This is a genomic window from Pseudoblastomonas marina (assembly GCF_014641655.1).
Lineage (GTDB): Bacteria > Pseudomonadota > Alphaproteobacteria > Sphingomonadales > Sphingomonadaceae > Alteriqipengyuania_A > Alteriqipengyuania_A marina.
This window is the reverse complement of the sequence record NZ_BMID01000001.1, coordinates 460,281-480,345: the sequence shown is the minus strand read 5'-3', so window position 1 is coordinate 480,345 and position 20,065 is coordinate 460,281. Positions and strand designations below refer to the sequence as shown.

Annotated in this window: 23 protein-coding genes and 1 tRNA gene; 11 read left to right on the top strand and 13 right to left on the bottom strand. The window is 66.8% G+C overall.

The genetic code is table 11. The features are described from left to right. Positions 1–21: 21 nt before the first annotated feature. From IEW49_RS02295 to IEW49_RS02285, 3 genes are read right to left on the bottom strand one after another with little or no spacing between them, the layout of a single operon-like run. Positions 22–594, bottom strand: coding sequence for a cytochrome c oxidase assembly protein (locus IEW49_RS02295; RefSeq protein WP_188641160.1), 573 nt, complete (start codon positions 592–594; stop codon positions 22–24). Positions 595–598: 4 nt separating this feature from the next. After that, on the bottom strand, positions 599–745 hold the full coding sequence (locus tag IEW49_RS02290) for a cytochrome c oxidase system small membrane protein (protein WP_188641159.1): 147 nt from the start codon (positions 743–745) through the stop codon (positions 599–601). Between the two features lie 9 nt (positions 746–754). Next, the gene (locus IEW49_RS02285) at positions 755–1,636 is read right to left on the bottom strand and encodes a heme o synthase (protein WP_188643057.1); all 882 of its coding nucleotides are present in this window, start codon (positions 1,634–1,636) and stop codon (positions 755–757) included. A 170-nt stretch (positions 1,637–1,806) separates the two neighbouring features. Between IEW49_RS02285 and IEW49_RS02280 the strand changes: the two genes are divergently transcribed. Next, the gene (locus IEW49_RS02280; RefSeq protein WP_188641158.1) at positions 1,807–3,795 is read left to right on the top strand and encodes a tetratricopeptide repeat protein; all 1,989 of its coding nucleotides are present in this window, start codon (positions 1,807–1,809) and stop codon (positions 3,793–3,795) included. A 52-nt stretch (positions 3,796–3,847) separates the two neighbouring features. Here IEW49_RS02280 and ctaD read toward each other — a convergent pair whose 3' ends face one another. Beyond that, the gene (gene ctaD / locus IEW49_RS02275) at positions 3,848–5,569 is read right to left on the bottom strand and encodes a cytochrome c oxidase subunit I (protein WP_188641157.1); all 1,722 of its coding nucleotides are present in this window, start codon (positions 5,567–5,569) and stop codon (positions 3,848–3,850) included. Between the two features lie 25 nt (positions 5,570–5,594). After that, entirely contained in the window at positions 5,595–6,671 is a 1,077-nt protein-coding gene (gene coxB, locus IEW49_RS02270) for a cytochrome c oxidase subunit II (RefSeq protein ID WP_188641156.1), read from the bottom strand. A 186-nt stretch (positions 6,672–6,857) separates the two neighbouring features. Between coxB and pyrE the strand changes: the two genes are divergently transcribed. Genes pyrE through ruvX form a run of 7 tightly spaced genes read left to right on the top strand, consistent with a single transcriptional unit; the run spans position 6,858 to position 12,175 of the window. After that, on the top strand, positions 6,858–7,439 hold the full coding sequence (gene pyrE / locus IEW49_RS02265) for an orotate phosphoribosyltransferase (protein ID WP_188641155.1): 582 nt from the start codon (positions 6,858–6,860) through the stop codon (positions 7,437–7,439). Beyond that, a complete protein-coding gene (locus IEW49_RS02260; RefSeq protein ID WP_188641154.1) occupies positions 7,436–8,176 on the top strand; it encodes a pyridoxine 5'-phosphate synthase in 741 nt (246 codons plus the stop codon). Before pyrE ends, IEW49_RS02260 begins: the two co-directional genes overlap by 4 nt. Next, complete coding sequence (acpS, locus tag IEW49_RS02255) at positions 8,173–8,574, top strand: holo-ACP synthase (RefSeq protein ID WP_188641153.1); 402 nt, start codon at positions 8,173–8,175, stop codon at positions 8,572–8,574. The genes IEW49_RS02260 and acpS overlap by 4 nt, the downstream gene beginning before the upstream one ends. Then, entirely contained in the window at positions 8,571–9,470 is a 900-nt protein-coding gene (gene lepB, locus IEW49_RS02250) for a signal peptidase I (RefSeq protein ID WP_188641152.1), read from the top strand. Before acpS ends, lepB begins: the two co-directional genes overlap by 4 nt. After that, positions 9,467–10,585: an AI-2E family transporter gene (locus IEW49_RS02245; protein ID WP_188641151.1), complete on the top strand. Its 1,119-nt coding sequence runs from the start codon at positions 9,467–9,469 to the stop codon at positions 10,583–10,585. Before lepB ends, IEW49_RS02245 begins: the two co-directional genes overlap by 4 nt. Continuing rightward, positions 10,585–11,691 (top strand): DUF3089 domain-containing protein, encoded by a 1,107-nt coding sequence (locus IEW49_RS02240; protein ID WP_188641150.1) that lies wholly within the window; start codon positions 10,585–10,587, stop codon positions 11,689–11,691. Before IEW49_RS02245 ends, IEW49_RS02240 begins: the two co-directional genes overlap by 1 nt. Positions 11,692–11,701: 10 nt before the next feature. Further along, positions 11,702–12,175, top strand: coding sequence for a Holliday junction resolvase RuvX (gene ruvX / locus IEW49_RS02235; RefSeq protein WP_188641149.1), 474 nt, complete (start codon positions 11,702–11,704; stop codon positions 12,173–12,175). Here ruvX and IEW49_RS02230 read toward each other — a convergent pair. Genes IEW49_RS02230 through IEW49_RS02220 form a run of 3 tightly spaced genes read right to left on the bottom strand, consistent with a single transcriptional unit; the run spans position 12,172 to position 14,196 of the window. Then, the gene (locus IEW49_RS02230) at positions 12,172–13,068 is read right to left on the bottom strand and encodes a transposase (RefSeq protein WP_188641148.1); all 897 of its coding nucleotides are present in this window, start codon (positions 13,066–13,068) and stop codon (positions 12,172–12,174) included. The two genes, ruvX and IEW49_RS02230, sit on opposite strands and share 4 nt — an antisense overlap. Beyond that, positions 13,056–14,030 (bottom strand): hypothetical protein, encoded by a 975-nt coding sequence (locus IEW49_RS02225; protein ID WP_188641147.1) that lies wholly within the window; start codon positions 14,028–14,030, stop codon positions 13,056–13,058. The genes IEW49_RS02230 and IEW49_RS02225 overlap by 13 nt, the downstream gene beginning before the upstream one ends. Positions 14,031–14,034: 4 nt before the next feature. Beyond that, a complete protein-coding gene (locus IEW49_RS02220; protein ID WP_188641146.1) occupies positions 14,035–14,196 on the bottom strand; it encodes a hypothetical protein in 162 nt (53 codons plus the stop codon). A gap of 212 nt (positions 14,197–14,408) precedes the next feature. Between IEW49_RS02220 and IEW49_RS02215 the strand changes: the two genes are divergently transcribed. Further along, positions 14,409–14,765 (top strand): PaaI family thioesterase, encoded by a 357-nt coding sequence (locus tag IEW49_RS02215; RefSeq protein WP_229658203.1) that lies wholly within the window; start codon positions 14,409–14,411, stop codon positions 14,763–14,765. Then, entirely contained in the window at positions 14,765–15,175 is a 411-nt protein-coding gene (locus IEW49_RS02210; protein WP_188641144.1) for a PaaI family thioesterase, read from the top strand. The genes IEW49_RS02215 and IEW49_RS02210 overlap by 1 nt, the downstream gene beginning before the upstream one ends. On the opposite strand, the gene lysA is transcribed toward IEW49_RS02210, so the two are convergent. From lysA to argH, 3 genes are read right to left on the bottom strand one after another with little or no spacing between them, the layout of a single operon-like run. After that, on the bottom strand, positions 15,172–16,431 hold the full coding sequence (gene lysA / locus IEW49_RS02205) for a diaminopimelate decarboxylase (RefSeq protein ID WP_188641143.1): 1,260 nt from the start codon (positions 16,429–16,431) through the stop codon (positions 15,172–15,174). The genes IEW49_RS02210 and lysA overlap by 4 nt on opposite strands. A gap of 9 nt (positions 16,432–16,440) precedes the next feature. Beyond that, positions 16,441–16,677, bottom strand: coding sequence for a hypothetical protein (locus tag IEW49_RS02200; RefSeq protein ID WP_188641142.1), 237 nt, complete (start codon positions 16,675–16,677; stop codon positions 16,441–16,443). After that, complete coding sequence (gene argH, locus IEW49_RS02195; RefSeq protein WP_188643056.1) at positions 16,674–18,056, bottom strand: argininosuccinate lyase; 1,383 nt, start codon at positions 18,054–18,056, stop codon at positions 16,674–16,676. Before argH ends, IEW49_RS02200 begins: the two co-directional genes overlap by 4 nt. Here argH and IEW49_RS02190 point away from each other — a divergent pair. Beyond that, positions 18,055–18,627, top strand: coding sequence for a TlpA family protein disulfide reductase (locus IEW49_RS02190; protein WP_188641141.1), 573 nt, complete (start codon positions 18,055–18,057; stop codon positions 18,625–18,627). The two genes, argH and IEW49_RS02190, sit on opposite strands and share 2 nt — an antisense overlap. Here IEW49_RS02190 and IEW49_RS02185 read toward each other — a convergent pair. Both IEW49_RS02185 and IEW49_RS02180 read right to left on the bottom strand, forming a co-directional pair. After that, on the bottom strand, positions 18,624–19,871 hold the full coding sequence (locus tag IEW49_RS02185; RefSeq protein ID WP_229658044.1) for an FAD-dependent oxidoreductase: 1,248 nt from the start codon (positions 19,869–19,871) through the stop codon (positions 18,624–18,626). The two genes, IEW49_RS02190 and IEW49_RS02185, sit on opposite strands and share 4 nt — an antisense overlap. Positions 19,872–19,925: 54 nt before the next feature. Beyond that, positions 19,926–20,001: transfer RNA gene (locus IEW49_RS02180), tRNA-Val, on the bottom strand. Positions 20,002–20,065 lie beyond the last annotated feature (64 nt).

Genomic DNA, 20,065 nt, shown 5'->3' with positions numbered 1-20,065 from the left:
TTCGCAACGACGACCCGCGCATCAGGACTCGTCCTCGACCTTGCGATGGAAGGTGTAGCTCAGCGTGATCGAATCGAGGTCCTCGACCAGCGGGTCGTCGAGGATCGCGGGATCGACGTAATAGACCACCGGCATCCGCACTTCCTGCCCCGGCTCGAGCCGCTGTTCGGTGAAGCAGAAGCACTGCACCTTGCTGAAATACTTGCCCGCCTCATTGGGGAAGACGTTGAAGCTCGCCGACCCGACGATCGGCTCGGGCCCGGTGTTGCGCGCGAGGTAGATCGCCTGGTCCCGGCTGCCGATGGCGATCTTGTCGGTCGCCTGTTCGGGGCGGAAATCCCACGGCATGTTGCGCGCGACATTGGCATCGAACCGGATCACGATATCGCGCGTTGCCCCGCTCGCCGCCAGCCGTTCGGCGAGGCTCGCATCGCTGTCGCTGGCGCGCTGCGTGGTTCCGCCGAAGCCGGTCACGCGGCAGAACAGGTCGTAAAGCGGCACCGCGGCATAGCCCAAGCCCAGCATGCCGACCGCGAAGGCCAGCATGATAAGGCCGGTGCGCTTGTTGCGCTGCTGGAGAGGCTGCGTGGCCATCGGTCTACATCCGGGCGATGGTGATGCCGTAGAATAGCGCGACGAAGCCGGCCAGCACCAGCGCGAGCACGATGTTGCGCTGCCGCTGGATCGCCTTGCGACGAAGCTCTTCGTCCTGCGGGTCGCTCGGAGGGTCTTGGCGTGGTTCCATGATCTCTATCTAGGGTGTGAGCGCGAACCGGTCCACCACCAGCATCGCGAACAGCGCGAAGAGGTAGAGGATCGAGAATCCGAACAGGCGCTTTTCCGGGCGCATCGCATCGCCTTCTTGCGTACGGCGCAAGCCCACTTGCGCAGATAGCAGCAGGAACAGGCCCGACAGCACCGCCGCGCTGGCGCCGTAGATCCAACCCGTCCCGCCGATCCACCACGGTGCGAGGCTGAGCGGAAGGAGTATCGCGGCATAGACCAGGATTTGCCGCCGCGTGGCCTGCTCGCCCGCGACCACCGGTAGCATCGGGATGCCGACGGCTTCGTAATCGGTCTTCACGAACAGCGCGAGCGCCCAGAAGTGCGGCGGGGTCCACATGAAGATGATCGCGAACAGCAGCACCGGCATCGCGGTGATCTCGCCGGTCGCCGCGACCCATCCGATCATCGGCGGGAACGCCCCGGCCCCGCCTCCGATGACGATGTTCTGCGGCGTTCGCGGCTTCAGCCAGATCGTGTAGAGCACCGCGTAATAGACGATCGACACGGCGAGGATCGCAGCCGCGAGCCAGCCAATCGCGAGCCCCATGATACCCACCGAGGCGGCGGAGAGCATGATCCCGAAATCGCGCGCCTGCGTCCGGTCCATGCGGCCCGAGGGCAGCGGACGCTTCGAGGTGCGTTTCATCCCGGCGTCGATATCGGCTTCCCACCACTGGTTGAGCGCGGCCGCCCCGCCCGCCCCGATCGCGATGCACAGGATCGCGGCAAAACCGAGAAACGCGTTGATCCGCTCGGGCGCAGCGAGCAGGCCGCACAGCCCGGTAAAGATCACCAGCGTCATCACGCGCGGTTTGGTCAGCGCGAAGAAATCGCGCCACTCGGCAGGCATGGCGGGCTTCGGCGCCGCGTTGGGGGGATCGATGGATGTCACGACAAGCGCGCCTATAGGCGGACAAGGGCCGTGTGGAAAGCGACCGATGCGCCGGTACGAAATCGACAATCGACGCGTCGGGGTAGGAAGTGGCATAAGCGCTCCCGCCACGAAGGGGGAGCCGAGGGTTGAGCATACGATACGCCGCGCTGCTGGCTGCAACGGCCCTATCCCTGTCCGCCCCCGCGACCATCCGCGCGCAGCCGGTCGCCTCGGTCGAAGCAGATGCGGAAATCAGCGCGATGGAGGCCGCATTCGTCGCCGGGGTGGCAGGTGTTTCCGCTGGCGATAAGCAGGCTGCCCGCGCCGGTTTCGAGGAGGTATTGTCGCTCCATCTCGCCCGGGACGGCGCACGCGACGTCGACCAGTTTCTCGCCGCCGGATCTGATGAGAGGCTGGAAAGCTACACCGCCTGGCTCGCCGAACGCAGCGCCGCCTTCGATGGGAAGGATTGGCGCGGATACGAATATTACGCACTCGTCGCGGGAAGCTATTCGGCGATCCTCAGCCTCCGGTCCTCCGTCACCGAACGCGAGGAATTGGTCGATGGCGTGGCACGCGGACTGGGCGTGATCGCCTTCGCGGCGACGCTGCAGGGAAAATACGAATTACTCGGCAAGCTTTACGCGCCGGTCCTCAACGGTCCCGACGCCGCGCTAGAGGCAGCCGCAGCGCAGGAAATGTTCGGGCGGGCGAGGAGCGAATGGTCGTGGGGCGGTGCTAGGCGCGACGGCGCGCCGAGGCTCGTCGCCGAGTTGCTGGCGCTGTTCGATCGTACCGGGGGGCGCGCCGATCAGGTTGTCGCCAACCTGCGCGAATTGCAGGCGACGATCGCCGAAAGCGAAGGTCGGCTCGACGACGCACAGGCAGCGCTGTCCGGTTCCACCGTCGAGTTCGATCCGGACCGGCGCGCCGGATTGCTGTTCCAGCAAGGCCGGGCACGTGCCGCGACCAGTATCGTTCTCGGCCGCAGCGAGCGCCTCGACGCTCCGGACTTGTCGCTCGACGACGCCCGCAAGCTGCTCGAGGTCGAAGGCTTGACCGGGATAGGCCGCGCGGGGCAGCTCGCCCTTCATGCGGTGGTCCTGCCGGTCTATCGGCGCGAACTGACGATCGAGGACGAAGAACTTCGCTCGCTGCTCTCCAGCCATGCCCAGGCCTTATTCGCGGCCGGGCGTGCAAGCGAGGCCGAGCCGATCCTCGCCTCGCTGCTGCAATTTTACGAAGCCCGGTTCTCGCTCGATTCGGGCTGGGGCCACGAATTCGCCACCCGGCTCGCGGCCGCGCTCGAAGCACAGGCGCGGCTGGCCGAGGCGGGCGTGCTCTATCGCCAGCTATGGGACATTGCGCGCGGCTATGGCCAATACGCCGAGAGCGCCACGCTCGATTATTTCGCGCCCTTCATCGCCAATCTGATCCGCCGCGGCGAATTGACCGAAGCCGAGGCCGTCAGCGAGGACGTGCTGGCCAAGGTCCGCGCGGCCGAGGCCGAGCCCTTCGTGCTCAAGGGCTTTGTCCTCGTGCGAACCGAAGTGCTGCTGGCAAGGGGAGAGCTGGCCGAAGCCGAGCGCACCGCGCGCGAGGCAGTGGCGCTGGGCGCGCCCGACGCGGATTGGAGCATGGCGGCGGGGTTCGTAACCCCCGACCGCGAGAGCCGCCGGTTGCTGGCGACGATCCTCGAGCGTCGCGGCCAAGCGGCTGCGGCGGAACCGATCCGCCGGAACATATTGATCCGCACCCAGGAGAACTCGATGGTCCCGCGTGAAGGCAGCGAGATGCGCGAGGCGCGGCTCGAACTTGCGCGCAACCTCGCCACCCAGGGCAAGCTCGAAGCGACCGAACTCTTCGCGCGCGAAATCCGCGTGCTCAGCGGCGTCTATGGCCGCGATAGTGAGCAGGTGCTGGCGGTGAGCGATCCCTATGCGCGCTACCTGCTGGCGAGCGGACGGCCGGGCGCGGCGCTCTCGCCCGCCCGCCGCAGCCTCGATGCGCGGCTGGCCGCCCGTGGCAGGACCGATGCCGCGGCTGGCAGTGCGAACGAGGCGGCATTGGCCGCCGGACGCCGCGATGCGGCGCTGCTCGTGGTCGCGACCGCGTGGTCGGCCTCGATGCCATAGAAAAAGGGCGCTCCCGCGGGAGCGCCCTCTTCCTTGCCGATCACGCTGGCGCTCAGTGCGCCGGTGCGGGCTTGATGTGGTGGTGGTGGTCGTGGTGGTCCTCGATCACCGGCAGCGTTTCGAACTGGTGGAACGGTGGCGGGCTCGACAGGCTCCATTCGAGCGTCGTGGCACCTTCGCCCCAGTAATTGTCTTCCGCCTTGCGGCCGGCAAGGAACGCGTAGGCGAGGTTGACGAAGAAGATCACCATCGACGCGGCCATGATCACGTAGCCCCAGCTCGCCACTTCGTTCCAGCCTGCATAGGCTTCGGCGAAGTCCGGATAGCGCCGCGGCATGCCCTGCACGCCGAGGAAGTGCATCGGGAAGAAGATCACGTTCACGCCGATGAAGAACACCCAGAAGTGCAGGTGGGCGAGGAATTCGCTGTGCCAGCGACCGCTCATCTTCGGGAACCAGTAATAGAATCCCGCGAAGAGCGAGAACACCGCACCCATCGACAGCACGTAGTGGAAGTGCGCGACCACGTAGTAGGTGTCGTGGAGGTTGTCGTCGACGCCGCCATTCGACAGCACGATGCCCGTGACGCCGCCAACGGTGAAGAGGAAGATGAAGCCCAGCGCCCAGACCATGGGCGACTTGAACTCGAGGCTGCCGCCCCACATCGTGGCGACCCAGCTGAAGATCTTCACGCCCGTCGGGACCGCGATGATCATCGTTGCGGCGGTGAAGTACATCTTCGTGTTCACGTCGAGGCCGACGGTGTACATGTGGTGCGCCCACACGACGAAGCCGATCACGCCGATCGCGACCATCGCGTAGGCCATGCCGAGATAGCCGAACACCGGCTTGCGGCTGAAGGTCGCGACGATCTGGCTGACCATGCCGAAGCCCGGCAGGATCATGATGTAGACTTCGGGATGGCCGAAGAACCAGAACAGGTGCTGGTAAAGGATCGGATCGCCGCCGCCCGCGGGATCGAAGAACGTCGTCCCGAAATTACGGTCGGTCAGCAGCATGGTGATCGCGGCGGCGAGGACCGGCAGCGCGAGCAGCAGCAGGAAGGCGGTAACCAGCACCGACCACACGAACAGCGGCATCTTGTGCAGGGTCATGCCCGGCGCGCGCATGTTGAAGATGGTGGTGATGAAGTTGATCGCCCCGAGGATCGACGCCGCACCCGCAAGGTGGAGCGAGAAGATCGCGAAGTCGACCGCGGGCCCGCGCGAGCCGAGCGTGGAGAGCGGAGCGTAGACCGTCCAGCCCGTCCCCGCACCGTTACCCGTGCCGCCTGGCACGAACATCGAGAACAGCAGGCTGCAGAAGGCGACGGTGGTCAGCCAGTAAGAGATGTTGTTCATGCGCGGGAACGCCATGTCCGGCGCACCGATCATCAGCGGCACGAACCAGTTGCCGAACCCGCCGATCATCGCCGGCATGACCATGAAGAACACCATGATCAGGCCGTGCGCGGTAATCAGCACGTTCCACATGTGGAGGTTCTGGTCGAAGTTCGCCTCGCCCCCCATGAAGTTCACCCACCAGCCGAGGTACTGGATGCCCGGCTCGGCGAGTTCGGCGCGCATGATCCCGGAGATCGCGCCCCCGATGATCCCCGCGAAGATCGCGAAGATCAGGTAGAGCGTGCCGATGTCCTTGTGGTTGGTCGAAAGGAACCAGCGCGTGAAGAAGCCCGGCTTGTGATCGTGATGCGCATCGTGCGCGTCATGATCGGAGTGAGCCGGAACGTGTTCGGGATTTGCGGTCGTGGCCATGGTCTTTGCTTACCTTAGCGAGAAATCAGTTGGCGGCTTCGGCGGCGGCGCCGGCCGAATCGGTGGGCGCTTCGCCCGCGGTCTCGGCACCTTCGGTGCTCGAGGCGGGGGCAGCCAGCGGCGCGGCTTCGCTGTCTTCGGCGGTGTCGCCGCCGACGGTGCCGCCCTGCGCGGCGACCCACTGTTCCCAGCGCGCCATCGGCACGGCTTCGATCGCGATCGGCATGTAGCCATGACGCGCGCCGCACAGCTCGGAGCACTGGCCGTAATAGATGCCCGGCTCCTTGATGGTCAGCACTTTCTCGTTGATCCGGCCCGGCACGGCGTCGAGCTTGAACCACAGCGAAGGCACGGCGAACGAATGGATCACGTCGGCCGCCGTGGTCTGCAGGCGGATCGGCACGCCGACCGGCAGCACGAGGCGGTTGTCGACTTCGAGCTGGCCCGGGAAGCCTTTTTCCTTGGCCTCGGCCTCGTCCATCATGTTCGAGGTGATTTCGAAATCGCCGTTGTCGGGGAACGAATAGGTCCAGTACCACTGCCAGCCGGTCGCCTTGACGGTGATCGCATCCGCGGGCGCGGGCTTGTACTGCGCCCGGATCAGGTTGATCGACGGGATCGCGATCCCGAGCAGGATCAGCGCGGGAATGACCGTCCAGAAGACTTCGAGCACGGTGTTGTGGCTCGTCTTCGACGGCACCGGGTTCGCGCCGCGACGATACTTGGCGATCACCAGCAGCAGGAGCACCAGCACGAACAGCGAGATGATGACGATCACCGGCATCAGGATCGCATTGTGCAGGAACAGGGCGCTTTCGCCGGTCTCGGTATATTGCGGCTGGAAGGTCCAGCCCCAGTTTTCCGGCTGCCCCTTGATCATGTCGGGGCCCATATATTCGTAGCTGCCCGCTTCTTCGCCGACTTCGGCATCAGCCAGCGCCTCGGTGGCGGCGGCAGGCGCGTCGTCGCCCGCGGCCTGCTCGACCTGGGCGGCCTGTTCGGTTTCGGTCGCGGTGTCCTGAGCGGCGGCAGCACCTCCCAGCGCGAGCGAGGCCGCAGCGGCCCCGGCAAATACGAAACGGCTCAAATTGCGAAGAATCATGGCAGTGATGTCGCTTTCCATCGTGGAATACCGGCTTGGGAACCCGCTGTCGCGCCGATGCGCGCCATGCTCCCGCAGCCGCAGGAATGAGCGGGCCTATACGCATGGTTGCGAGGGTTCTCAAGCGCCTCTAGGGAATTTTTCCAACGCGCCCGTCGGCGCGCACGACAGGAGATTCCAGACCCGATGTCCGATGAAGAGGTCCTTGCCGAATTCCGCGCCGCCGAAGCGCTGCTGGAGGGGCATTTCGTCCTCTCCTCGGGCCGTCACAGCGCCAATTACCTCCAGTGCGCGCGCGTACTGATGGACCCCGAACGCGCCGGCCGGCTGGCGATGGCACTCAGCCGCAAGATCCCGCGCGAGATTCGCGGCGAGATCCAGAAAGTCGTGAGCCCGGCGATGGGCGGATTGATCATCGGTCATGAAATGGGCCGCGCGCTCGGCAAGGAAGCGATCTTCCTCGAACGCCCGACCGGCACCTTCGAGCTGCGCCGCGGATTCGGGATCGAACCGGGCGAGAAATGCCTGATGGTCGAGGACGTCGTGACCACCGGCCTGTCGAGCCGCGAGGCGATCGCGGCGGTCGCAGCGGCAGGCGGCGAGGTGATCGCGGAGGTCGCGCTGGTCGATCGCTCGGCGGGCGAAGTCGATCTCGGCGTGCCGTTCTTCCCGCTGATCGAACTGACGTTCCCGACCTATGCCGAGGATGAGGTCCCCGCGGAGCTCGCCGCGGTGCCGGTGACCAAGCCCGGGAGCCGCAAGGCTTGAACCGCCCGCTCCGCCTCGGTGTGAACATCGATCACGTCGCGACGATCCGCAACGCGCGCGGTGGCGACCACCCCGACCCGGTGCGCGCGGCCGAGATCGTCGCCAGCGTCGGCGGCGACGGGATCACCGCGCATCTGCGCGAGGATCGCCGCCATATCCGCGACGAGGACCTGCGGCGCATCCAGGATGCGACCGACCTGCCGCTGAACCTCGAAATGGCGGCGACCGACGAAATGCTCGCGATCGCGCTCGCACACAGGCCGCACGCCGCCTGCATCGTCCCAGAGAAGCGCGAGGAACGCACCACCGAGGGTGGGCTCGATGCGGCCGGCCAGCACAACCATTTGCAGCGCTACGTCGATTCGCTGCGCGAGGCCGATATCCGCGTCAGCCTGTTCATCGAGGCGAGCGAGCGACAATTGGACGCCGCGCTCAGGCTCGGGGTGCCGGTGGTCGAATTCCACACCGGCGAGTACGCCCACGCGCAGCTCGATGGTGACAGCGAGCGGACCGCGCGCGAGTTGAAACGCATCGCCGACATGGCCGCGCTCGCCTCGAAGAACGGGATCGAACCGCATGCGGGGCACGGGCTGACCTACGAGAACGTGCAGCCGATCGCCGCCATTCCGCAGCTCGCCGAACTCAATATCGGGCATTACCTCGTCGGCGAGGCGGTGTTCGTCGGGCTCGAAGAAGCCGTCCGCCGCATGCGCGACCTGATGGACGAAGCGCGTTGATCATCGGGCTCGGCTCCGACCTCTGCAATATCGAGCGGATTCAGTCCGCGCTCGATCGCCACGGCGAGCGGTTCGAGCGGCGTTGCTTCACCGAAGTGGAGCGCGCCAAGGCGCAGCGCCGCGAACTGGCACGGGCAGGCACCTACGCCAAGCGATTCGCCGCGAAGGAGGCCTTCTCCAAGGCAGTCGGGACCGGTTTCAAGCGCGGGGTGTTCATGAAGGATATCGGGGTGGTCAACGCCCCTTCGGGCAAGCCGACGCTGGCGCTGACCGGCGGCGCTGCGAAACGGCTTGCGGAGATCGTGCCCGATGGTCATGAGGCGCATATTCACCTGACCCTCACCGACGATCATCCATGGGCGCAGGCCCTGGTGGTGATCGAAGCATTCCCCGCATGACCGAACGACCCTCCGGCGAGACCGCCGCTTCCGAAGACGACAAGACCCCGATCGACTGGCTGGGGGAATTGCGCGGCCTCGCGCTGATGCTGCTCGCCGTGCTGGCGTTCCACAGCTTCGTCGCCAAGCCGTTCTACATTCCTTCCGGATCGATGATGCCGGGCCTGCTGGTCGGCGACCGCCTCGTCGTCAGCAAGTGGCCCTACGGCTACAGCTGGGTCTCGGCGAGCTTCCACGTCCTGCCGCGCGGCGACTGGCGCGTGTTCGGCGGCACGCCCGAATATGGCGACGTGGTGATCGTCGTCCCCCCCGACCGCAAGGAAGACTATATCAAACGCGTGGTCGCGCTGCCCGGCGACCGGATCGCGCTGCGCGGCGGGCGGATCGTGCTCAACGGTCGCATCGTTCCGCAGGAGGTCGAGCCCGCGATCGACGTGCCGGTCGATCTCAACATGCCCTGCGGCCACAGCTCGTCGGGCGATGTCGTGCGTAGCGCCGACGGCGGCGGCGATCTGTGCCGCATCCCGGTCCTGCGCGAAACCATGCCCAACGGCGCAAGCTACCTCGTCACCGACGACGAACCCAAATACAGCGACGAGATGGACGAGATCACCGTCCCCGAGGGCCATGTCTTCCTGATGGGCGACAATCGCGACTACTCGTCCGACAGCCGCGTACCCGCCGGTTTCGAACAGGGCCTGGGTGGCCCGGTCCCGCTCGCCGATGTCGGTGGGCGCGCCGAATTCATTACCTTTTCGCTCGACGGCAGCGCAAGCTGGAACCCGCTCTCGTGGTGGGGAGCCTTGCGCGAAGGTCGCGCCTGGCGCAGTTTGCGCCCGGTGCGGCGACCGGTACCCGCCGACACCATCGAAGTGAGGGAAGCGAAAACCGAATGAGCAAGGCCGAACACCAAACCTCGCGGTCCGAACAGGCCAGCCCGACCCGGATCACCGACCCCAAGATGCGCGGGGAACTCCAGCGCGCGACGATCTGGGTTGCGGTGGTCGGCGCCGCCTATATCGCGTGGACCATCGCCCAGCCGATCCTGATCATCGTGGGCGCGCTTGTTTTTGCAGCGATGATCGACGGCGGCGCCCGCCTGCTCGGCCGCGGACTGAAGATCGGTCGCGGCTGGCGGGTCACGATCATCCTGCTCGGCATGGTCGCCTTCCTCGCGTGGCTCGGCTATTTTGCGGGCACGCAGATCGCCCAGCAGGCGGCCGAGTTCTCGACCCTTATCGGGCAGCAGGTCGGCCGGCTGTTCGCCTGGGCCGCCGAGAACGGATTCGCGGTCGACCAGAGCAATATCCGCGACATCATCGGCCAGGTTTCGAGCGGGGTCGGCACGATCACGCGCGCGATCGGCGGCGTGGTCGGCGGACTGACGACGCTGCTCCTCATCGCGATCATCGGCATCTTCATCGCGATCGACCCGAACGTCTACGAACGCGGCGTCTCGTGGATGGTCACGAAGAAGAAGCGCGACGACTTCCACGTCCTCGTCACCCGGCTCGGCCACACACTGCGCCGACTGATGGCCGGCCGCCTGCTCGGTATGGTGATCGAGGGGATCTTCACCTACATCCTGCTCGCGCTCTACGGCGTGCCGATGGCGGCGCTGCTGGCGCTGCTGACCGGATTGCTCGCCTTCATCCCCAATATCGGTGCGCTGATCTCGGGCGTTCTGATGGTCCTGGTCGGCTTCTCGGGTGGGGTCGAGATGGGCCTCTACACGATCTTCGTCTATTTCGCGGTGCAGATGATCGACGGGTATATCCTGATCCCGATGATCGCGAAGAAGACCGTCGATCTCGCCCCCGCGCTGGTGCTCGCCGCGCAGCTGATCCTCGGCGCGCTGTTCGGAATCCTCGGGCTGGCCCTCGCCGATCCGATCGTAGCGATGATCAAGACGGCGCTCGAGCAGCGTTCCGAAAACAACGATCGCGACGATGCGCTGAAGGCCGACCGGGCCCGGCGCGCCCAGCGCAAGAAAGTCGGCGAAGCGACCTGATGGCCCGCAAGTTCCTGTATTTCATCGCCGGAATCGCGGTGCTCGTGATCGCGGGCGCGTTCCTGCTCAACATCTATGCCAATGAGTTAACGCGCTACGCCACGGTGCCCGACGTCGAATTCGTCGAACAGGAAGCGCTCGAGGAAAGCGTCTATGCGAACCCGGCGATGTGGTTCTCGCGCCCGGGCATGGTGGACGATCCGGCCGATTTCCTGCCCGAGGGATTCGATCGAGGCGAGGACGCGCCCGAAGCAGCGGTGTTCTTCATCCACCCGACCAGCTTCTTCAGCAAGCAGGCGTGGAACGCCCCGCTCGAGGACTCGAGCGCCAACGCCCGCGCGACGCTGTTCCTGCGCGGGCTTGCGAGCCCGTTCAACGGCGCCACCGAATTGTGGGCGCCGCGCTATCGCCAGGCGACGTTCGGCGCGTTCCTGACCGACAAGCCCGAAGGCGACGAAGCGCTGGAAGCCGCCTATCGCGACGTCGAAATGGCGTTCGACCAGTTCCTCGAAGAGATCGACGCGGACCGCCCAATCGTGATCGCCGGGCACAGCCAGGGAGCGTTTCACGCGATGACCCTGCTGGCGCGCCGGGTGAAAGGCACGCCGGTCGCCGAACGGATCGCCGCTGCTTATATCGTGGGGTGGCCACTGAGCCTCGATCATGACCTGCCCGAGCTCCCGCTCCCGGCCTGCGAAACGGCTGACAGCACCGGCTGCATCCTCAGCTGGTCGAGCTATGCCGAGCCGGCCGATACCTCGCTCACGCTCGAGGCCTATGCCAGCTCGCCCGGGCTCGACGGGACCCCCCGCGGGACGAGCCCGTTCCTGTGCACCAACCCGCTGACCGGCACGCCCAGCGAAGACGCGCCCGCGACCAGCAATCGTGGTACGCTGGTGCCCAATGCCGAGCTGACCGAGGCCGAGCTCGTGGCCGAGTCCGTCCCGGCGCGCTGCGGCGAGGAGGGCTTCCTCTATATCGGCGATCCGCCCGAAGTCGGCCAGGGCGTGCTGCCCGGCAACAATTATCACGTCTACGACATCCCGCTGTTCTGGCTGAACCTGCGCGAGGATTTCGCGCGCCGCGTCGCCGCGTTCGGCCAATGAGCGCGCCGCGATGAGCTTCGTCACCGACAACGCGAGCGAGTTCCGCGACGCGCTGCCCGATGGCGGCGTGCTGCTCGCACTCGACGTGGGCACAAAGACAGTGGGCACCGCGACTTGCGATGCCGGGTGGCGCTTCGCGACACCCGACAAGGTGTTGCCGCGTGGCAAGTTCACCGTCGACCGCGCGAAACTGACCGAGCTGATCGCCGCGCGGCGGGTCGAGGGGATCGTCGTCGGCCTGCCGCTCAACATGGACGGGAGTGCCGGGCCGCGCTGCCAGGCGAGCCGCGCCTATGCCCGCAACCTCGCCGATATAGGCCTGCCGATCCTGCTCTGGGACGAGCGCCTGTCGACCGCAAGCGCCGATGCGGCGATGATCGACCAGCGCCTGTCGCGCGCCAAACGCGCGCAGAAGATCGACGCGCAGGCCGCCGCGGTGATCCTGCAATCGGCGCTCGACAGGCTCACCGGCAGCGCGTTCTAGCCAGCCAGCTCCCGGCGCCGCCGCGCTGCCTCTTTCGCGACCAGCAGGCTCCCCGCCCCCTCCGCCTCGCGCCATAGCGCATCGCGCGCGGTCTCGTTCTGGGCGACCGCCGCCCGGGCTTCCCAGCAGGCATAGCGCATCCGGTCCGAGGGGTGCGTCCGCCCGAAGCGCTCTGCGAGATCGCAGGCCGCCTCGCTCTGCAAGGAAACCGCGATGCGGATGAACGCTTCGCTCGACCCCGCGCCGAGCCGGTCCGAAATCGTCCCTCGCTCGACATCGAAAGCGTATTGATCGAGCCAGCCGCAGGCCCCGTCGACATGCATGACGTTTAACGACACCGACATCGATTCGGGTGGTAACTGCCGGTGGATATCAACATGCGCGCGATAGAGCATGAGCTTGCCGGGCGTCAGTTGCTGGCGCCCCTTCGGCACCAGCGGCACCCGCTGCTCCCGATAACCGATCGCCGCTTCGTAATCGTATTCCCAGTATTCCGAGCGATAGCCGGGGCCGAAATAACCCAGCGTCAGGAAGTTGAAATTGTGGTCGTGCGGCAGGTCGTACTGGAACGCGGCACGCCCGCTCGCGACCAGCGGCTGGTCGGTTTCCGACGGCCAGATATTCGCCCGCAGGAAGGCGCCCGATTGCGCCGGGGACAGCACGATCGATTGCGGACCGTAGCTCTGCGCGTCCGGCACGCTTTCGCGATCGGCGAGTTCGCGCGCGATCAGGTCGCCGAGGAAGCGCCGGTCGTTGCCGAGCTGGCGCAGGTGCAGCGCCGCTAGCATCAGGCTCTCCTCCACGCGCGGATCGAAGCCGTCGCGGGCGAGCGCATCGACGCACTGGTCGAGCCCGATCACGCCCTCCTCTTCGCATGCGATCACACGGGGCATTGCGGGCGCTCCTCGAGCGCGGCGAGCTGCGGGTGCGCCTCGAGCAATTGGGCGCGCAATGCCGCGGCGTCGGGCTGGATCGGATCGCCGGTCCGCTGCGCGAGTTCGCCCAGAAGGCGGAAACCGGTGGCGGTATCGAGACCGAGACATTCGCGCACCGCTTCCCACCGCAGTGCGACCTCATCCGCGTCGCGCGCGATCCCGGCCAGTACCGGCGCGTCCTCGCGGCGGTTCATCCGGCCGAGCAGCGCGACCATCAACGCCCGGCGGCTTTCGCGGACGTCGCCCGAAGCCTGCCCGATCAGCGCACCCGTCGCGAGATCGTAGGCACGGGCCGGCGTGGCCACCTCTGCGCGGCGTTGCAGCCGAAGGAGCGTGAGGCAGCTCGCAATATGCTCGATCGCGAGGACTTCGCGGCTCCCGCGACGACCATTCGTATCACCGCGTCGCAGGACGAGCGGGTCCTGTTCGAACGTCAGCGATCCGCTCTCTTCCCGCGCGCGGATCAGGTGGCCCGCCATCGCACCCGCGAGGACGACGTCCCAACTTTCGATATCGCTCAGCACGCAGGAGCTGGGGTCTTCCCCGGCCGCGAAAGCGGGCGTGCGACATTCCAGCGAGAGCGTGACCCGGCCGGCGCGCGACAGCATCAGCGAGGAGCGCCCCGCATGATGCGTGTGCCGAAAGGCGACATGCGCCAGCGGTAAAGCGTCGAGCCCGCAGACCAATTCCGCCACCAGCGCGTCGACAAATTCGCGCGCGCCCCGATACGTCGTCAGCGCGGCGAGCGCAGGCAGGTCGGCGAGCCTCTCCCCCGCAGCGAAGCATGCGAGCGCCTCGTCCACCGCCCGGACCCGGGCGCTGTCGCGCCACGCCCCGATCCGGCGATGCATTTCCGCCTGCGCGGTGCGCTGCGGGCCGTCATCGGCCCGCAGCGCACGCAATTCCGATCGGATCAGCACCGGATCAGATCAGCGCGTCGGGCGGCAGGATCTCGTAGAGATAGGTCATCAGGATAATGAGCGTATCGTCCGAACCGGGCGATCCGCTCGCCATGAGCGAACCGAAAATCCCGGTGAGCGTGTCGAGCGACGGCAGCGATGCCACGTCGATGGTGGGCAGTTGCATGTGTTTCCCCTCCTCATGTTCCCGCACACCAATTGCATGCGGGCCGCGCACAAGCTGCAAGCGGTGGCATCGAAAGCGGAATTAAAAGATTGTAATCGGATCGCCGCATCCGCAGGAGCTTCGGCATGAGCGATCGACCCGCGACGACGAACATCCAGCCCGACCTGCTGGCCAAGGCGCTGACGCGCGGCGGGCACGGGGGCTGGCTCGGCATGCAATATCACGCGCATGGCGATGGCTGGGTCGAGCTGGCGCTGCCGTGGAAGCAAGAGCTGGTCGGAATGGAAGAGAGCGGGATCCTCGCCTCGGGCCCGATCATCTCGCTGATGGACAATTGCACCTCGATGTCGGTCTGGACCAAGCGCGACGCCTTCGTGCCGCAGGTCACGCTCGACCTCAGGATCGACTACACGCGCGCCGCAACGCCCGGATCGACCGTGATCGGGCGCGGCGAATGCTACAAGCTGACGCGCTCGATGAGCTTCGTGCGGGGTATCGCCTACGAAGACGACCCCGACGACCCGCTGGCCCATGCCGCCGGGGTCTTCATGATGATCGGGAACGACTGATGGCGGAGGAACAGGTCAATATCGCCCGCCGCCTGCCGCCCTATGCGCGTGGACTGGGGATCGAGGTCGAACGGCTCGAAGGCCATGCGCCGGTGCTGGCGATGGATTTTTCGGAGCGCGTGCAGGGCCGCCCCGGCTATCTCCACGGCGGTGCACTCTCGGGCCTGCTCGAAATGGCGGCAATCGCCGCGCTACAGTGCGAACTCGAGGCCGATGGCGGTCTGCGCCGGATCAAGCCGGTCAACGTCACGATCGAATTCATGCGCGGCGGAACCGAGCAGCGCACCTTCGCGCTCGGCCGCGTGACCCGCGCCGGCCGCCGGATCGCCAACGTCCAGGTCGAAGCGTGGCAGGACGACCGCGACAAGCCGATCGCGACCGCGTTTCTCAATATCGCGCTGCGGGATTAATCCAGCCAGTCGGGGATCGGTTCGGCATCCATGATCGCCGCCGCACTCAGGCGTTCGGCCACCACCGCGAATTTTTCACCGTCGACCAGCACCTCGGGCACGAAACCGCGGCTGTTGTAGCTCGATGCCATCGTCGCGCCATAGGCCCCGGCGGTGCGAAGCACGGCAAGATCGCCCGCGGCGAGCCGGTCCATCTCGCGGTCCATTGCAAAGGTATCGCCGGTCTCGCAGATAGGCCCGACGACGTTCGCCGTCGTGCGCTCTCCCGAGGGTTCGACCGCGACGATATCGTGCCACGCGCCGTACATCGCCGGGCGGGCCAGGTCGTTCATCGCCGCGTCGAGCACGTAGAACGGGTGGTTCACTCCACGCTTCACGCGGATCACCCGGGTCAGAAGGACGCCGGCATTGCCCGCGATCACGCGTCCCGGTTCGAACACCAGCTGGACGTCCCAACCCTCGGTGACGCGCGCGACCATCGCACCGTATTCGGCTGGGCTCGGATAGGTCTCGCCCTCCTTGTAGGGCACGCCGAGGCCGCCGCCGAGATCGACCGTGTCGATCGGGTGGCCCGCCTCGCGCAGTTCCCGCACCAGCGCACCGATCTTCTCGAACGCTGCCTCGAGCGGATCGAGCGAGGCCAGCTGGCTGCCGATATGGACCGCGACCCCGCGCAGGGCGAGCCCGTCGAGCCCGGCCAGCGCATCGAACAATTCGCGCGCGCGGGCGATCGGGACTCCGAACTTGTTGTCGGCCTTGCCGGTGGTGATCTTGTCGTGCGTCCCGGCATCGATGTCGGGATTGATTCGCAGCACGCAACGCGCATTCTCGCCGCGCGCGGCGGCGAGCTCGGCCAGTTCGCGGCCTTCCTCCTCGCTTTCGATATTGAGCTGGCGGATGCCCGCATCGAGCGCGGCTTGCATCTCGGTGCGGGTCTTGCCCACGCCCGAGAATACGATCCGTTCGGGCGGCATGCCCGCCGCCAGCGCGCGCGCCAGCTCGCCGCCCGAGACCACATCGGCGCCGAAGCCCTGCTGCGCCAGCACCTTGAGCACGGCAAGGTTGGGATTGGCCTTGACCGCGAAAGCGATCAGCGGAGCATCGAGCGCCGCCAGACCTTCGACGAAGACCTGCGCATGGCGCTCGAGCGTGGCGCGCGAATAGACGTAGACCGGCGTATCGACCGCCTCCGCGATCTGCGGCAGCGATACATCCTCGGCGTGGAGCACGCCGTCACGAAGCGAGAAATGGTCCATCGGGCAAGGTCACTCGGGAGGAAGGTCGTAGGGATCGTCTTCGCGCTCTTCGGAGCGTTCGCGCAGCTCGACATTGCGTTCGGGCACTGCCTGTTCGCTCGGTTCGAGCAGTTCGTCGGCGGTCGGCTGGTAGTCCTGGCCGTAGGGAGCGGGCGGCAATTCCTGGCCCGCCGCGGGCTCGAGAGGGGCCTTGGTCCCGCAGGCCGCGAGCGCGAACACCAGCGCCATAGTTCCGAAGCGTTTCATCGCGCGTCCTCCATGCCCAGCGCCTCGCGCGCCACCGCCACCTGCTCCCTTACCCGCTCGGGCGCGGCCCCGCCATAGGATGTGCGCGCCGCGACCGAGGCGTCGAGCGTCAGCAAATCGCGCACGCTTTCGTCGATCCGGCCATCGATCGCCTGGAGTGCATCAAGTGGCAGATCGGCGAGGTCGCAGCCGTGTTCGTCGGCGGCCTTCACCGCAGCGCCGGCAACGTGGTGCGCCTCGCGGAACGGAACGCCATGCGTGCGCACCAGCCAGTCGGCGAGATCGGTCGCGGTCGGGTGCCCCGCCCCGGCGACTTCGCGCATCCGTGCCTCGTTGAAAGAGCAGTCTGCGATCATCGCTTCCATCGCGGCGAGGCACAGCTGGAGCAGGCCGTGCGCCTCGAACACCGGCGGCTTGTCGTCCTGCATGTCTTTCGAATAGGCCAGCGGCAGGCCCTTCATCGTCACCATCAAGGCCGTCGCCGCGCCGACGATCCGCCCGGCATGGCCGCGTACGAGTTCGGCCGCATCGGGGTTCTTCTTCTGCGGCATGATCGAACTGCCGGTCGAAAGCGTGTCGGGCAGGCGGACGAAACCGAAGGGTTGGCTCGCCCAGATAATGATTTCCTCCGCGAGCCGCGACAGGTGCAGTGCGCACTGGCTCGCCGCCATCAGGTAATCGAGCGCGAAATCGCGGTCCGAGACGGCATCGAGGCTGTTGGAGGTCGGGCGCGCGAAGCCCAAAGCTTCGGCCGTCGCGTCGCGATCGATCGCGAACCCCGTGCCCGCCAGCGCCGCGCTGCCGAGCGGGCATTCGTCGGCCCGCGCCCGCGCATCGGCGAAACGCGAGCGATCGCGCCGGAACATCTCGTAATAGGCGAGCAGGTGGTGGCCGAGCGTGACCGGCTGAGCGGCCTGCAAATGGGTGAAGCCCGGCATCACCGTATCAGCATGCTCGCCCGCGCGCGTCACCAGAGCGCGCTGGAGCGTAGCGAGACCCGCCTCGGCCGCCTGCATCGCGTCGAGCGTCCACAGCCGGAAATCGGTCGCGACCTGGTCGTTGCGGCTGCGCGCGGTGTGGAGCTTGCCCGCGACCGGCCCGATGAGCTCGGTCAGCCGCGCCTCGACCGTCATGTGAATGTCTTCGAGCGACCAGTCCTCGGGCACCCCGTCGCGCTCGTATTCGGCGGCGATCGCATCGAGCCCCTCGTCGATCTGCCGCGCGTCATCTTCGCCGACGATCCCCTGCGCGGCGAGCATCGCGACATGCGCCTTCGATCCGCGGATGTCCTCGCGCCACAGCGCCTTGTCGAACGGGATCGAGGCATTTATCTCGCGCATGATCGCCGAGGGTCCCTCGGCGAACCGTCCACCCCACATGGCATGGGAGGCCCCGTTGCGGTCGTCGTTCACGCTCATTTCCGCCGCCTTTCTCGCACTCGCAGCATCGGGCTGCGATAGGAGCGGGGAGGAACGCACGCAAGAACCGCAAGCGCAGCAAGCCGCGCCGGGATTCGGCGTCTACCGCGATTATGCCGGCGAAATGCTGCCCGCGATCACCGTGCGCCAGGCCGACGGGAGCGAGCTCGCGCTTCCGGCGCTGGCCGGACGGCCCGTGCTGGTAAACCTCTGGGCGACTTGGTGCGCGCCCTGCGTGACCGAGATGCCGATGCTTGACGAGCTGGCGCAGGACGGGTTGCGCGTGGTCACGATCTCGCAAGACCTGACCGGCGAGGAAGCGGTCGGCCCGTTCTTCGCCGAACGCAATTTCGAACAACTCGAGCCCTGGCTCGACCCCGACAATGCGCTCGCCACCCATTATGCCGGCGGCGTCCTGCCGATGAGCATCTATTACGACGCCAACGGGCAGGAACTCTGGCGCCTGCTCGGCGATCTCGACTGGACCAGCGAGGAAGCCGCCGCGCTGCTGGCGGAAGCTGACGGGAGCTAGGCCGAAATCGCCTGCGCGAGTGCCCGGTAATCCGGTTGTTCCAGCCCAAGAGTTTGCAACGGCCATCCGAAGAGTCCGCTCATGATCCTGGCCTGTAACGGCTTGCCCGGCCAGACCCGTGACAGGGGCATCAGCATCCTGTCGCGCAGGAGGGCCGGCATCGCGGCTGTCGACTGGTACAAGGGCGTAAAGAAGCGGGTGACCGCCTGATAGAGCCGGACGTGGTCGGATCGCCAGCGCGCGGCGAGGCGCAAGCCTTCATCGATCGTGCGGCCTTGGGCAAGCCCCCGGGCCAAACCCCATGCATCGAGCAGGGCCATGTTGGCACCCTGGCCCAGTTGGGGGCTGGCGCAATGCCAAGCGTCGCCGATGCGAATGAAGCGATGGCCGTTCGGACCGGGCGCCGTGCGGTGCGCATAGCGGGCGAAGGTCAGGTGCTCTTCGCTGTCGATCCGATCGAGCAGGCAGGCCGTCTCGGGCCACATGCGACGCACCTCGTGCTTCCACGCCTCCAGCCCGGCGGTGCGCCAAGCTTCGTGGTCGACGCCCCGCAATGACCAGAAGAACGCCGCCTCGCGCGGGCCCTCGAGCGATCGTCGCCCTGTCGGGAGGACTCCGACCATCCGAGCCGCACGATCGTATCGCTGTTCGAGGAGATTGCCGGCGAAAGGATCCGCCGGATCGAGTTCGACCGTAGCCCAGAGCGCACCGAACTGGAGCAGCCCCCGTTCTCGCTCGCCGAGCGCCGAGCTCCAGCCGCTCGCATCGACGGCCAAGTCAAAGCCGTCGCTTCGGCTGCCATCGGAAAACACGAAGCGGCGCTCACGCGCATCGGCATGGGTGGATACGATATCCTGCGAGGTCCGGATGTCGATCCCGGCTTCGGCGACCGCCTCGTAGAGCACCGCGAACAGGCTGGCGCGGTGGATCCCCATGCCGAACTCGTCGGTACCCAGGTTTCGATACGGCGAATCGAGCGCGCATCGGCCTTGCTCCTGCAGACCCAGCAAACCGTCGATCCGCGCACCGTGGCGAGCCACGCGCTCGAGCAGGCCCATCGCGTCGAGCACCGCCATGCCGGTCGGCTGCAACATCAATCCCGAGCCGATGGGACGCGGGACGTCGAACCGCTCGAACAAGGTTACACTGTGACCGGCACGATACAGCAGCAGCGCGGCGGCGAGCCCGGCCGGGCCGCAGCCCGCAATGGCTATGGAATAGGAATGGCGCAGCGATCCGGTCACGAATTGATCGACGCCTCTTCGCTATCGCTCGGAAGTTCCAACCGTGGTTGAAACTGGTGGGCGGTGACGGGTTCGAACCGCCGACCCTCTCGGTGTAAACGAGATGCTCTACCAGCTGAGCTAACCGCCCTTTCGCGATCCCTTTAGCGCGCGAGGATGAAGTTTCAATTGCCGATCGCGCGCGGCGGACGCTA

Bases quoted from the DNA above. Each gene is read 5' to 3' on its own strand.
- IEW49_RS02295 (WP_188641160.1), bottom strand. From the start codon at position 594: ATGGCCACGCAGCCTCTCCAGCAGCGCAACAAGCGCACCGGCCTTATC.
- IEW49_RS02290 (WP_188641159.1), bottom strand. From the start codon at position 745: ATGGAACCACGCCAAGACCCTCCGAGCGACCCGCAGGACGAAGAGCTT.
- IEW49_RS02285 (WP_188643057.1), bottom strand. From the start codon at position 1,636: ATGCCTGCCGAGTGGCGCGATTTCTTCGCGCTGACCAAACCGCGCGTG.
- ctaD (WP_188641157.1), bottom strand. From the start codon at position 5,569: ATGGCCACGACCGCAAATCCCGAACACGTTCCGGCTCACTCCGATCAT.
- coxB (WP_188641156.1), bottom strand. From the start codon at position 6,671: ATGATTCTTCGCAATTTGAGCCGTTTCGTATTTGCCGGGGCCGCTGCG.
- pyrE (WP_188641155.1), top strand. From the start codon at position 6,858: ATGTCCGATGAAGAGGTCCTTGCCGAATTCCGCGCCGCCGAAGCGCTG.
- lepB (WP_188641152.1), top strand. From the start codon at position 8,571: ATGACCGAACGACCCTCCGGCGAGACCGCCGCTTCCGAAGACGACAAG.
- IEW49_RS02245 (WP_188641151.1), top strand. From the start codon at position 9,467: ATGAGCAAGGCCGAACACCAAACCTCGCGGTCCGAACAGGCCAGCCCG.
- IEW49_RS02240 (WP_188641150.1), top strand. From the start codon at position 10,585: ATGGCCCGCAAGTTCCTGTATTTCATCGCCGGAATCGCGGTGCTCGTG.
- ruvX (WP_188641149.1), top strand. From the start codon at position 11,702: ATGAGCTTCGTCACCGACAACGCGAGCGAGTTCCGCGACGCGCTGCCC.
- IEW49_RS02230 (WP_188641148.1), bottom strand. From the start codon at position 13,068: ATGCCCCGTGTGATCGCATGCGAAGAGGAGGGCGTGATCGGGCTCGAC.
- IEW49_RS02220 (WP_188641146.1), bottom strand. From the start codon at position 14,196: ATGCAACTGCCCACCATCGACGTGGCATCGCTGCCGTCGCTCGACACG.
- IEW49_RS02215 (WP_229658203.1), top strand. From the start codon at position 14,409: ATGCAATATCACGCGCATGGCGATGGCTGGGTCGAGCTGGCGCTGCCG.
- IEW49_RS02210 (WP_188641144.1), top strand. From the start codon at position 14,765: ATGGCGGAGGAACAGGTCAATATCGCCCGCCGCCTGCCGCCCTATGCG.
- lysA (WP_188641143.1), bottom strand. From the start codon at position 16,431: ATGGACCATTTCTCGCTTCGTGACGGCGTGCTCCACGCCGAGGATGTA.
- IEW49_RS02200 (WP_188641142.1), bottom strand. From the start codon at position 16,677: ATGAAACGCTTCGGAACTATGGCGCTGGTGTTCGCGCTCGCGGCCTGC.
- IEW49_RS02190 (WP_188641141.1), top strand. From the start codon at position 18,055: ATGGCATGGGAGGCCCCGTTGCGGTCGTCGTTCACGCTCATTTCCGCC.
- argH (WP_188643056.1), bottom strand. From the start codon at position 18,056: ATGTGGGGTGGACGGTTCGCCGAGGGACCCTCGGCGATCATGCGCGAG.